This is a genomic window from Brachybacterium sp. GPGPB12, from assembly GCF_038396325.1.
Taxonomy (GTDB): Bacteria; Actinomycetota; Actinomycetes; order Actinomycetales; family Dermabacteraceae; genus Brachybacterium; species Brachybacterium conglomeratum.
In genome coordinates this window covers 687189-699242 of the sequence record NZ_CP149573.1, presented here as the reverse complement: position 1 = coordinate 699242, position 12054 = coordinate 687189, and the positions used below count along the sequence as shown (strand labels likewise).

Genomic DNA, 12054 nt, shown 5'->3' with positions numbered 1-12054 from the left:
GGAGAGAACACATGACCACCACCACTGACAGCCAGGCCCCCGTCGCCTCGGCGCCGACCGCCACCGGGCGCGTCGCGCGCGTCACCGGCGCCGTCGTCGACATCGAGTTCCCGCCGGGGAACATCCCGGACCTGTACAACGCGCTGACCATCCAGATCGAGGACACCGGCTCGGGCCTCGAGGCGTCGACCCTGACCCTCGAGACCGCCCAGCACCTCGGCGACGGCATGGTCCGCGGCATCGCGCTGAAGCCCACCGACGGCGTGGTCCGCGGTCAGGCCGTGACCGACACCGGCGCCCCGATCTCGGTGCCGGTGGGCGATGCGACCCTCGGCACCGTGTTCGACGTGATCGGCACGCCGCTGAACAAGCCCGCCGATCAGCCGCAGATCTCCGAGCGCTGGCCCATCCACCGCCAGGCCCCGAACTTCGACCAGCTCGAGTCGGCCACCCAGATGTTCGAGACCGGCATCAAGTCGATCGACCTGCTCACCCCGTACGTCAAGGGCGGCAAGATTGGCCTGTTCGGCGGCGCGGGCGTGGGCAAGACGGTGCTCATCCAGGAGATGATCTACCGCGTGGCCAACAACCACGACGGCGTGTCGGTCTTCGCGGGCGTCGGCGAGCGCACCCGTGAGGGCTGGGACCTCATCGAGGAGATGACCGAGTCCGGCGTCATCGAGAAGACCGCCCTGGTCTTCGGCCAGATGGACGAGCCGCCGGGCACCCGTCTGCGCGTCGCGCTCTCGGCCCTGACCATGGCCGAGTACTTCCGCGACGAGCAGGCGCAGGACGTCTGCTGTTCATCGACAACATCTTCCGCTTCACCCAGGCGGGCTCCGAGGTCTCCACCCTGCTGGGCCGCATGCCCTCCGCGGTGGGCTACCAGCCGAACCTGGCCGACGAGATGGGCGTGCTCCAGGAGCGCATCACCTCGACCCGCGGCCACTCGATCACCTCGATGCAGGCGATCTACGTCCCGGCCGACGACTACACCGACCCGGCCCCGGCGACGACCTTCGCCCACCTCGACGCCACCACGGAGCTCTCGCGAGAGATCGCCTCGCGCGGCCTCTACCCGGCGATCGACCCGCTGGCCTCGACCTCGCGGATCCTCGACCCCCGTTACGTGGGCCAGGACCACTACGACACCGCGGTGCGCGTGAAGCAGATCCTCCAGCGCAACAAGGAGCCGCAGGACATCATCGCGATGCTGGGCGTGGACGAGCTGTCCGAGGAGGACAAGGTCATCGTCTCGCGCGCACGCCGCATCCAGCAGTTCCTCTCGCAGAACACCCACCTCGCCAAGCAGTTCACCGGCGTGGACGGCTCGGACGTCCCCATGAAGGACACCATCGAGGGCTTCAAGGGCATCTGCGACGGCGAGTTCGACCACATCACCGAGTCGGCCTTCTTCAACGTGGGCGGCATCGACATGGTGCTGGAGAACCAGCACCGCATCGACAAGGAGCTCGGCGCGTGAGTGCGCTCGAGGTCACCTTCGTCACCGCCGACCGGACCGTCTGGACCGGGCAGGCCTCGCAGGTCGTCGTGCCCGCGATCGACGGCTCGATGGGCATCCTGCCGCAGATGCGACCGACGCTCGCTATCCTCGGCGACGGCGTCATCCGGATCCACGACCTGGACGGCCATGTCGACGAGCGCTCCGTGTCGGGCGGCTTCGTCTCCGTGGACTCCGACGTCGTGACCATCGGCGTCGACGATGCGGAGGCCCAGGCGCCGCACGCCGACCGGATCTGATCGGCGGCGCGCCGCAGATGGACGACAAGGGCATCCCGATCCTCCTGGTGGGGGTCGGGATGCTCGTCGTTCTGGTGGCGCTCGCAGTGCTTGCTGGTCGCCCAGCGCCAGGCGCTGGGCTCGCGCACCCGCGGTGCCTTCGAGTGCTCGCTGCGGCGGCGGGGGATCGTGGGCGGTGAGCGCTGGCGGCACGGAATGATGCGCTTCGGCACCGACCGCCTGCGCTGGTTCCGTGCGTTCTCGGTGCGGTTCGGTCCCGAGGTGGTGATCCGCCGCGGTGAGATCGTCGAGGTGAACCGGCGCCGGCTCCCGGCCCGTGTCGAGGGCGGGCAGGAGGCCTATCTGCTCGCCTTCACCCTGCTCGACCGTCGCGAGATCCACGCGATCGTCGACCTCGTCCCGGGCGCGGCGCTGAACTCCTGGCTCGAGGCCGCGCCGACCGGCCTTGTCATCGGCGACGCGGACTGAGCCGAGCGGTCGGGGGCGGGGCCGAACGCACTCAGGCGGCGCCGGGCCCGGACGACCCGGCCGGACGGACCCCCGGCAGGCCCGACCTCAGACCTCCCGGCCGCCCCGCGGCACCGTGACCGGGCGCGCGCCCGGTCCACCAGCGACACATCGGCGCGTCGACCGGCGGCCAGCGCCCCGATGTGGTCCTCGCCCCCCAGCACCCGGGCAGGAACGGTCGAGGCCGCGCGGACCGCGGCAACCAGGTCGACTCCCGCCTCGAGCACCGCATGGCGCGACGTCCACCAGATGCGCGGTCCCGCCCGCGATCGCCCCGCCCTCGGTGAGCGTGGCGACGCCGCCCTCGACGGTGACGTCGAGTGCCCCGAGCCGGTAGCGGCCGTCGGCCATCCCGGCGGCGGCCATCGCGTCGGTGACCAGCACGACGTGGTCCTCGGCGGCGATCGAGAAGACGTGCGCGACGGTGCGCGCATCCAGGTGCACGCCGTCGGCGATCACCTCGACCATTATCTCCCCGCGCGAGGCGGCATCCAGCGCCGCCAGAGCCGGGCCCGGGTCGCGGTGGTGGATCGGCCGCATGCCGTTGAACAGATGCGTCGCGGTCGGCGCCGGGGAGCGCCCGCGATGGTGACGCAGCGCCGCGAGCGAGCGGTCGACGGCGCGGATCATCTCCGCGCCGCCGCCGTCGGTGTGCCCCAGGGAGGGGACGGCACCGCTGCCCGCGAGCGCGTCGATCACCTCGTCGGCCCCGGCGGCCTCGGGGGCGATGGTCATCGTCGCGAGAGCACCGCCGGCGATCTCGGCGAGCTCGCGCACCAGCGCCGGGTCTCCGTCCGTGAGATGGGCGGGGTTCTGCGCCCCGCGGCGGGCCTCGGAGAGGAAGGGGCCCTCGAGGTGGATCGCGGCGATCTGCCCGTCGCGGTGGAGACGGGCGAGCTGGGCGACCTTCTCGCGCGCGTCGCGGCGTCGGCGGTGACGAGGGAGGCGACGAGGGAGGTGGTGCCGTGCTGGCGGTGCTCGAGGACCGCCTCGAGCATCTCCTCGGCGCCCTCGGAGTCGGGGAAGGAGGCGCCGCCTCCGCCGTGGCAGTGCAGGTCCACCAGTCCCGGCAGGATCAGTCCGTCGTGCTCGAGGACGCGGTGCCCTCCGGGCAGGAGCTCGGCAGGGGCGTGGTCGGCGGGGCCGGTCCAGAGGATCCGCTCCCCGGCGCAGAGCACCAGGGCGTCGGGGACCAGCCCCTGCTCGAGCACGGCGGTGCCGCGCAGGGCGAGATCCGCGGGTGGCGCGGAGGGGTCGGTCGGCACGGGCACGTCGGTGGGCATGCGCACTCCCGGGGTGGATCGAAGGGGACGGGGCTCAGAACAGGCGCGACTCCGCGTCGTCGATGCCGCGCAGGGCGTCGTAGTCGAGGGTGACGCAGTCGATGCCGCGGTCGCCGGCCAGCACTTTCGCCTGGGGCTTGATGGCCTGGGCGGCGAAGATGCCGCGCACGGGGGCGAGCAGCGGGTCGCGGTTCAGCAGGTCGAGATAGCGGGTGAGTCGCTCGACGCCGTCGATCTCGCCGCGGCGCTTGATCTCGATCGCGACGGTGCCGCCGTTCTCGTCGCGGGCGAGGATGTCCACGGGGCCGATCGCGGTGAAGTACTCACGGCGCACCAGCGACCAGCCGTCGCCGAGCGTCTCGATGTTCTCGGCCAGCGGCGCCTGCAGATGCGCCTCCACGCCGTCCTTCTGCAGGCCGGGGTCGACGCCGAGCTCGTGGGAGGAGTCCTCGAGCACCTCGTGCGACCGCACCCGGAGGCGATCGCCGGACTTGTCGTGGACCACGTCCCACTGCTCGATCCAGTCGCCCTCGGGATCGGACTCCGCCTCGGCGTCGTCACGGCGCGAGGTGGTCAGCGTGCAGGGCGGGCTCATCCAGTTCAGGGGCTTGTAGCCGCCGCCGTCGGAGTGCACGAGCACGCTTCCGTCGGCCTTGACGATCAGCAGACGGGGAGCGAGCGGCAGGTGGGCGGTGAGTCGACCGGTGTAGTCGACGGAGCAGCGGGCAACGACGAGACGCACCCCGACAGGGTACGACACCTGTGGCGGGCCTCTAGTCGACCCGGCGGGGCGGTCCGAGAGGTGCGACGGGGGAGCGGCCCGGCGCCGATGAGAGGGCGATGAGAGGGGTGTGAGAGGTGCTTCACCCCAGGTGCCCATGCTCACGGGGGCCTGGTCGCCGACGCGCCGTGCTCGTATCGTGGAGCGGTCCCGTGTCCGGGGCCTGGCGGCCCCCATCGAAGGAGCAATCCACCGTGCAACGACTCCTGGCCGTCCTGCTGGTCCTGATCGGACTGATCGGGCTCGTGCTCGGCCGTCTGGGCGAGACCACCTGGGCCCCCGAGCCCGAGACCACCGCCACGGCGACCCTGGAGGATCCGGGTCCCGCCGTCGTGATCGACCCGGGCGTGCTCTACGTGGGCGGCGAGGAGGGGAAGGTCGTGATCGAGGGCGCCTCCGACGTCTCCGTGATCACCGCCTCGAACAGCGACATCGACGCCTATCTCGAGGGCGTCCACCACACCCGCGTCACCGGCGCCTCCGACTGGAGCACGCTGAGCACCGAGGACGTCGAGCCCGACGGCGCCGCGGAGATCTCCGACCCGACCGGCTCGGACCTCTGGCGCTCCGTGGACACCTCCGCCAGCCCCTACACCCTGGACATCGGCGAGTTCTGGGCCGCGGAGAACGGCGAGAACGAGCAGGTCTACCGCTCCCTGCTGATCGTGACCGACGGCACCGCCGCCGGCGCCGACAAGATTTCGATCACCTGGCCGGTGGACGACGAGAACGAGTGGGTGCCCTACGCCTATGCCGGCGGCGCCGCGATCGCCGTGATCGGTCTGGTGCTCCTGGTCGTCTCGATCGGCCGCCGCGGCGACGAGGACGAGGACGAGCCGCTCGAGGAGCCCCAGGAGGCGCGCTCGAGCGAGGCGCGCACGTCGCTCGCCACGGGCGGCGCCGCGACCGGCGCCGCGGCAGGCGGCCTGTCCGATGACCGGGACCGCGCCGACGCCGATACTGACGCCGACGGCGCCGACGCCCCGCGCGCCGAGGGCCCCCTGGACGCCCCCGGCGCCCGCGAGGTCGGCGAGCAGAGCGTGTGGTCCTTCGGCGACCGGGCCGACGACGCGGGGACCGGCGCCGACGGCACCGCCTCCGACGGCGGCTCCCAGGACGCGGACCCCTCCGGCGACGACGCGGACCAGGAGCGACGATGACCCCCAGACGGCCGCGCGGCACCGCGCGGAAGGACACCGTGATGAGCACTCGACCCGTCGGCCGCCGTGGCCTCCTGCTCGGAGCCGGTGGTGTGCTCGCCACCGGTCTGCTCGCCGCCTGCGGCTCCGAGCCGTCCGCACCGCCGGCGCCGCCCACCGGCAAGCGGCTCGCCGAGCCCACGCCCGTGCAGACCACCGAGCAGATCGAGGAGATCGTGCCCGAGGTCAACGCCGCCGTGGTCGCGGCCGACGAGGCGAAGGACGCCGCGAAGCTCGCCCCGCGCGTCTCCGGCTCCGCCGCGGAGTTCCGCAAGGCCGTCTACGGTCTGATCGAGAAGGCCCCCGAGTGGGCCGAGGACCTCAAGGTCCCCGGGGCCGGGACGATCGTGCCCATGAGCTCGGTCAGCGCCGAGTTCCCGCGCGTCGCGATCGCGCTGGTCGAGGATTCCGTGCAGGACGGCGTGCCGTATTTCCTGGCGATGCAGCAGAAGGACGCGAAGTCCGGCTACACCGCCTGGGGCTGGGCCCAGCAGGCGGTCGGCGTGGACATGCCCACCGTCCCCAACGCCGTGGTCGGCTCCGAGGCGCTCACCGCCGACGCCGAGGGCCTGGTCATGACCCCGGCGCAGGCGCTCGAGCTCTACGCGAAGGTGCTCACCGACGGCGACGCCGCGGACCCCGACGACAAGCTCGCCGCGAACCCCTTCCAGACCGGCACGCACAAGCGCATCCAGGCCGAGCGCAAGGAGCTCAACAAGGGCGTGGAGTGGGACGAGGCCGGCACCATCCGCGAGACCTACTCCGTGCGGGACGGCGAGCTCGCGGGCCTGCGCACGGAGGACGGCGGCGCGATCGTGATGGCGACGCTGATGTCCTCGCGCAAGGTCGCGATCAAGGACGGCGCGACCATGCGCTACGCGGAGGACAACAAGTACACCAAGGTGATCGGAACGCGCGAGTTCACCAAGCAGTACGTCCGCGAGTTCGGCACCCACGTGGCCCTCTTCATCCCCTCGGCCGACGCCGGGGGCCAGGTCCAGCCGATCGGCGCGACCCAGACCGCGCTCGCCGCCAGCGGGGAGTGACCCACGGGCGGTGATCGTCCGGGAGAGCCGGCGCCGCCGGCACCGTGATCCGCGTCCGGTCCCGTCGGCCCTGGGTCCGCTCCCGGCGGCCACTCCCTAGACTGGTGGGGTCACGCACCCGTCGAAGGAGTACCTCCGTGTCCGATCCGTACGGCATCATCGATCTCTCCGCGCTCAAGCGGCCCGCAGGCGGCACCGGGGCGACCGACGCGGGGGAGCCCTCGGCGCACGAGGTCGCCGTCACTGAGCAGGGCCTCGAGCGGCTCATCGCCGACTCGCAGCAGATCCCGACCCTCCTGCTGGTCACCAGCGGCCGGGTGTCCGAGGGCCCCACCTATCTCGCCGCCCTGCGCCGCGGCGTCGACGCGAAGGGCGGCGCGCGCGCCCTGGCCGTCGTCGACGCCGACACCCAGCGACGGGTCGCCGCCGCGCTGCGAGTCCAGCAGCTGCCCACGCTGCTGCTCCTCCTCGCGCAGGGCCAGCTGCGGCCGATCGTCGACTCTGTCTTCGCCCGAGGCGGAGATCGACGGCCTGCTGAACCAGGTCGTCGACGTCGCCCGCCAGCAGGGGATGGAGCCGCCGGGCGGCGAGGCCGAGCAGGCCGCCGCTCCCGAGGAGCCGCCGCCGCCTCTGCTGGCCGAGGCCTACGAGGCGATCGAGCGGGGCGACCTCGACGCCGCCGTCGCCGCCTACCGCAAGCGGCTCCAGGAGAGCCCCGCCGACGGCGAGGCGAAGGCCGGCCTCGCCACCGTCGAGCTGATGCGCCGCACCCAGGGCGCTGACCTCGCCGCCGCCCGTCAAGCCGCGGCCGACGCCCCCGGCGATCTCGACGCCCAGCCGCTGGTCGCCGATCTCGACATGCTCGGCGGCCACGTCGAGGACGCCTTCACCCGCCTGCTGGACCAGCCGCGCGGTGCGGACCAGGAGACCAAGGACGCGGTGCGCACGCGCCTGCTGGAGCTGTTCGAGGTCGCCGGGGCCGACGACCCCCGCGTGGCCCCGGCCCGCAAGCGCCTCGCCAACCTCCTGTACTGAGCCGCGCCGGGCCGACGCCCCGCGGCGCACGTCATGAGCCGCTGTGTTCCACTCCTGGAGCACAGCGGCTCATGACGTTGCGGCGACCCTGGCGGCGGGCCGCACCCTCTCGGGCTCAGCCCTCGCGCAGTCGGGCGGGGGCGAGGACCACGGCGCCGAGCGGCGGCACCGAGAGGCGCACCGAGTGGTCGCGCCCGTGCTGGGGGAGCGGCTCGGCGTGGACCCGCCCCAGGTTCCCGACCCCGCCGCCGCCGTAGACCGGGGCGTCGGAGTTCAGCACCTCGAGCCAGTCCCCGCCCTCGGGCGCGGGATGCGGTGCTCATGCCACGGCTCGGGCGAGAAGTTCACGACCACGACCACAGGATCGCCCGCCTCGTCGCGTCGGACGAAGGAGAGCACGTTGTCTGCGCGCGTCGTCGCCGATCAGCCACTCGAAGCCGCCCGGGTCCTGGTCCCGCTGGTAGAGCGCCGGGAACTCGGCCTGGACGGCGTTGAGGTCGCGCACCAGCTGCTGCGCCCCGCGGTGCGCGGGTACTCCAGCGACCACCACGGCGACCCGGCCTGCTCGGACCACTCGGTGCCCTGGGCGAACTCGATCCCCATGAACACCAGCCGCTTGCCCGGATGGGTCCACTGGAAGGTGAGATAGGAGCGCAGCGTCGCGGCCTCTTGCCAGTCGTCGCCCGGCGCCTTGCGCGACAGCGAGCCCTTGCCGTGCACGACCTCGTCGTGGCTCAGCGGCAGGATGAAGTTCTCCGAGTACTGGTAGACCATCGAGAAGGTCAGCTCGCCGTGGTGGTACTGGCGTTGGATCGGGTCCTGGCCCAGGTACTGCAGGGTGTCGTGCATCCAGCCCATGTTCCACTTGAACCCGAAGCCGAGGCCGCCGGTCTCGGTGGGGCGGGTGACGCCCGGGAAGGACGTGGACTCCTCGGCGATCATCACGATGCCGGGCGCGCGCTTGTACGCGGTCGCAGTGGTCTCCTGCAGGAAGGCGATGTTCTCGAGGTCCTCGCGGCCGCCGTGGCGGTTGGGCACCCACTGGCCGTCCTCGCGCGAGTAGTCGAGATAGAGCATCGAGGCGACGGCGTCGACCCGCGGCCCGTCGACGTGGAACTCCTCGAGCCAGTAGCAGGCGTTGGCGACCAGGAAGTTGCGCACCTCGTGGCGGCCGGTGTCGAAGATGTACGTGCCCCAGTCCGGGTGCTCGCCGCGGCGGGGATCGGCGTGCTCGTACAGCGGGGTGCCGTCGAAGCGGCCCAGCGCCCACTCGTCCTTGGGGAAGTGGGCCGGCACCCAGTCCATGATCACGCCGATGCCGGCGCCGTGGAGGGTGTCGATGAGGTGGCGCGGCTCGTCGGGGGAGCCGAGCCGGGAGGTGGGCGCGTAGTAGCCGGTGACCTGGTAGCCCCAGGACCCCCCGAAGGGGTGCTCGGCCACCGGCATGAACTCCACGTGGCTGAAGCCCATCTCGGCGACGTACGCGGTGAGCTCCTCGGCCAGCTCCCGGTAGCCCAGGCCCGGCCGCCAGCTGGCCAGGTGCACCTCGTAGATCGACATGCGGGAGGAGACCGCCTCGGTCGAGGCGCGCTCGGCGAGCCAGTGGTCGTCGGTCCACTCGAAGTCGCTGACGGTGATCACGGAGCCGGTCGCGGGCGGCACCTCGGCCGCGCGCGCCATCGGGTCGGCCTTCTCGCGCCAGGTGCCGTCGGCCCCGAGGATCCGGAACTTGTAGACCTCGCCGGCCCCGACCCCGGGCACGAACAGCTCCCAGACGCCGGAGGTGCCCAGCGAGCGCATCGAGTGCAGGCGACCGTCCCAGCTGGTGAAGGAGCCGATCACCTGGACGGCGCGGGCGTTCGGCGCCCAGACGGCGAACGAGGTGCCCTCCACCCCGTCCACGGTGCGCACGTGCGCGCCGAGCGCCCGCCACAGCTCCTCGTGGCGGCCCTCCCGGATCAGGTGCAGGTCGAGCTCGCCGATCGTGGGCAGGAAGCGGTAGGGCTCCTCGAGGTCCACCCAGTTCTCCCCGGCGGACCAGGTGACCCGTATCCGGTAGGTGGGGACCTCCGCGAGCGGCAGGGCGACGGTCCAGATCCCGTCGTGCTCGTGCTCCATCCCGTGGGCGGAGCCGTCGGGCAGGAGCACCGCGACCTCGCTCGCGAAGGGCTTGAGGGTGCGCACCGTGACGCCGCCCTCGTACTCGTGGGCGCCGAGCACGGCATGGGGCTCGTGGTGGTCGCCGGTCGCCGTCGCGCCGAGCTCGTGCTCGCCCAGCGGCATCACCGGGACGGGACGGTCGGTGCTCTCCGTGGTGTGGGACATGTCAGCTCTCCTCGGGGTGGACGATGCGCGCACGTGGGCGGGCCGGTCGGCGGCGCTCAGGATGACGAAGGGCTCCCGGTCCCAGCGGAACCGCTCGCCGGTGAGCAGGTCCTCGACCTCGAAGCTCCCCTCGACGCCGAGCGCGTCGAGCTCGAGGTGCAGGCGGGTGGAGGCGTCGCGGTCGTGGGCGGTCAGGGAGACGACCAGCACCGTGTCGGGGCGGCCCGTGCCGCTCGCATCGGCGTCGAGGTGCTTGGAGAAGACCAGCACCTGCGGGTCGTCGGCCTCGTGGAAGCGGATGGTGGTGAGAGTCTGCGGCGCACGGTGCTCGCGCCGGATCCGGTTCAGGGTGCCCAGCGGCGGCTCGAGGCTCTCGCCGCGGGTGAGCGCGCCGGCGTAGTCGCGGGGCTTGTACTCGTACTTCTCGTTGTCGATCTGCTCCTGCGCGCCGGGCCGGGGGACGTCCTCGACCAGCTCGTAGCCGGAGTAGATCCCCCAGGTCGGCACGAGCGTGGCGGCGAGGATCGCGCGCAGCACGAAGGCGCGCCGCCCGCCGGAGCTCATGTACGGGGTGAGGATGTCGTGGGTGGTGGGCCAGAAGCTCGGGCGCATGTAGGGCGCCGCCTCGACCAGCTCCTCGAGGTACTCCTGCGGCTCCTCGGCGCTCTCGCGCCAGGTGAAGTAGGTGTAGGACTGGTGGTAGCCGACCTTGCCCAGGGTGTGCATCATCGTCGGCCGGGTGAACGCCTCGGCCAGGAAGATCACCTCGGGGTGCTTCTCCGCGAACTCCGCCAGCGGCTCCTCCCAGAAGCGCACCGGCTTGGTGTGCGGGTTGTCGACGCGGAAGAGGGTCACGCCGTGCCTGACCCAGTGCTCGAGCACGTCGCGGATCGCGGCGTAGAGCCCCTCGTAGTCCGTGTCGAAGCTGAGGGGGTAGATGTCCTGGTACTTCTTCGGCGGGTTCTCGGCGTAGGCGATGGTGCCGTCGGCCCGCACCACGAACCACTCGGGGTGCTCCTGCACCCACGGGTGGTCGGGGGAGCACTGCAGGGCGATGTCGAGGGCGACCTCGAGGCCGAGCTCCTTCGCCCGGGCGACGAAGGCGTCGAAGTCCTCGATCGTGCCGAGGTCGGGGTGGATCGCGTCGTGGCCGCCCGCGGGCGAGCCGATCGCGTAGGGCGAGCCGGGATCGCCCGGCCGCGGCTCCAGGGTGTTGTTGCGCCCCTTGCGGAAGGTGGAGCCGATGGGGTGGATCGGGGTCAGGTAGGCGACGTCGAAGCCCATCTGCGCGATCCGGTCCAGGGAGCGGGCGGCGGAGCGCAGCGTGCCGGAGGTCCAGCCGTGCTCGGGGTCGAAGTGCGCACCCTCGGAGCGGGGGAAGAACTCGTACCAGGAGCCGTACAGGGCGCGGCGGCGCCGCACCTCGAGGCGGAAGGGGCCGGCGACGGTGACGCCATCGCGCGCCGGCCGCTCGGCGAGGATGCCGCGCAGGTCGGCGGCGAGTGCCGGGGCGATCCGGGCGGTGACCGGCAGGCCGGGGGAGCGCAGCGACTCGAGCGCGGCGGAGACCACCGGCCCGTCGGAGGCCGGTCGCGTGCCCTCGGCGATCTCGGCGAGCACCCGCTCGAGCACGAGCACGCCCTCGTCGCAGGTCAGCTCCGGGTCGACGCCGGCGGGGATCTTCACCTCGGCCACATGGGCCCAGGTGTCGTACGGGGCGGAGAAGGACTCGATCCGGAAGGTCCAGGTGCCCAGCTCGTCGGGCCGGATCGTGGCCTCCCACAGGTCCAGCCCCGGGTTCGTCGAGCGCAGCGGCCGACGGGTCTCGACCCCGGTGGGGGAGACCAGCACCAGCCGCACGCCCATCGCGTCATGGCCCTCGCGGAAGGAGTTGACGCGCACCGCGACGGTCTCGCCCTCGACGCATCGGGCGGGGAACCTCCCGCCGTCGACGACGGGCCGCACGTCCATGATCGGGATGCGGCCGATCCCGGCGTCCAGCCCCGTGCGGAAAGTGGTCTCGGACATGGCCTCTCCTGCCTGAGCGCTCCCTGGTCACAGGGCGCTCTGCGACGATCGCGGTGACTGACCTCACGATAGCCGCTCGGGGAGGGGCG

Annotated in this window: 9 protein-coding genes and 4 pseudogenes; 7 read left to right on the top strand and 6 right to left on the bottom strand. The window is 72.5% G+C overall.

From position 1 onward, the window contains the following. Positions 1-11 precede the first annotated feature (11 nt). The 3 genes and pseudogenes from atpD to WKH84_RS03825 form a co-directional block, all read left to right on the top strand. Positions 12-1483 (top strand): annotated as a pseudogene (gene atpD / locus WKH84_RS03835) (F0F1 ATP synthase subunit beta). Then, positions 1480-1761 (top strand): F0F1 ATP synthase subunit epsilon, encoded by a 282-nt coding sequence (locus WKH84_RS03830; RefSeq protein ID WP_341855670.1) that lies wholly within the window; start codon positions 1480-1482, stop codon positions 1759-1761. The pseudogene atpD and the gene WKH84_RS03830 overlap by 4 nt, the downstream one beginning before the upstream one ends. 90 nt (positions 1762-1851) lie before the next feature. Next, positions 1852-2145, top strand: a pseudogene (locus tag WKH84_RS03825) (DUF2550 family protein); the annotation flags it as partial. Here WKH84_RS03825 and WKH84_RS03820 read toward each other — a convergent pair. From WKH84_RS03820 to nucS, 4 genes are read right to left on the bottom strand one after another with little or no spacing between them, the layout of a single operon-like run. Next, positions 2100-2432 carry a hypothetical protein gene (locus WKH84_RS03820; RefSeq protein ID WP_341855669.1) on the bottom strand — a complete coding sequence of 111 codons (333 nt, stop codon included), beginning with the start codon at positions 2430-2432 and terminating at the stop codon, positions 2100-2102. The pseudogene WKH84_RS03825 and the gene WKH84_RS03820 overlap by 46 nt on opposite strands. Continuing rightward, entirely contained in the window at positions 2317-3045 is a 729-nt protein-coding gene (locus WKH84_RS03815) for a hypothetical protein (RefSeq protein ID WP_341855668.1), read from the bottom strand. The genes WKH84_RS03820 and WKH84_RS03815 overlap by 116 nt, the downstream gene beginning before the upstream one ends. Then, positions 3000-3551 carry a hypothetical protein gene (locus tag WKH84_RS03810; protein WP_341855667.1) on the bottom strand — a complete coding sequence of 184 codons (552 nt, stop codon included), beginning with the start codon at positions 3549-3551 and terminating at the stop codon, positions 3000-3002. Before WKH84_RS03810 ends, WKH84_RS03815 begins: the two co-directional genes overlap by 46 nt. Positions 3552-3585: 34 nt before the next feature. Continuing rightward, a complete protein-coding gene (nucS, locus tag WKH84_RS03805) occupies positions 3586-4293 on the bottom strand; it encodes an endonuclease NucS (protein ID WP_341855666.1) in 708 nt (235 codons plus the stop codon). Positions 4294-4526: 233 nt separating this feature from the next. On the opposite strand from nucS, the gene WKH84_RS03800 reads away from it, so the two are divergent. From WKH84_RS03800 to WKH84_RS03785, 4 genes are all read left to right on the top strand, one after another. After that, the gene (locus WKH84_RS03800; RefSeq protein ID WP_341855665.1) at positions 4527-5492 is read left to right on the top strand and encodes a hypothetical protein; all 966 of its coding nucleotides are present in this window, start codon (positions 4527-4529) and stop codon (positions 5490-5492) included. A gap of 41 nt (positions 5493-5533) precedes the next feature. Further along, the gene (locus tag WKH84_RS03795; RefSeq protein ID WP_341855664.1) at positions 5534-6577 is read left to right on the top strand and encodes a hypothetical protein; all 1044 of its coding nucleotides are present in this window, start codon (positions 5534-5536) and stop codon (positions 6575-6577) included. Positions 6578-6714: 137 nt separating this feature from the next. Continuing rightward, positions 6715-7359 (top strand): hypothetical protein, encoded by a 645-nt coding sequence (locus WKH84_RS03790; protein ID WP_341855663.1) that lies wholly within the window; start codon positions 6715-6717, stop codon positions 7357-7359. After that, entirely contained in the window at positions 7337-7612 is a 276-nt protein-coding gene (locus WKH84_RS03785) for a tetratricopeptide repeat protein (RefSeq protein ID WP_341855662.1), read from the top strand. The genes WKH84_RS03790 and WKH84_RS03785 overlap by 23 nt, the downstream gene beginning before the upstream one ends. Before the next feature lie 115 nt (positions 7613-7727). Here the strand turns inward: WKH84_RS03785 and glgB are convergent. Together glgB and WKH84_RS03775 are read right to left on the bottom strand one after the other, a co-directional pair. Next, a pseudogene (gene glgB / locus WKH84_RS03780) lies at positions 7728-9937 on the bottom strand (1,4-alpha-glucan branching protein GlgB). 90 nt (positions 9938-10027) lie between these two features. Further along, positions 10028-11908: pseudogene (locus WKH84_RS03775) on the bottom strand (alpha-1,4-glucan--maltose-1-phosphate maltosyltransferase); the annotation flags it as partial. Positions 11909-12054 lie beyond the last annotated feature (146 nt).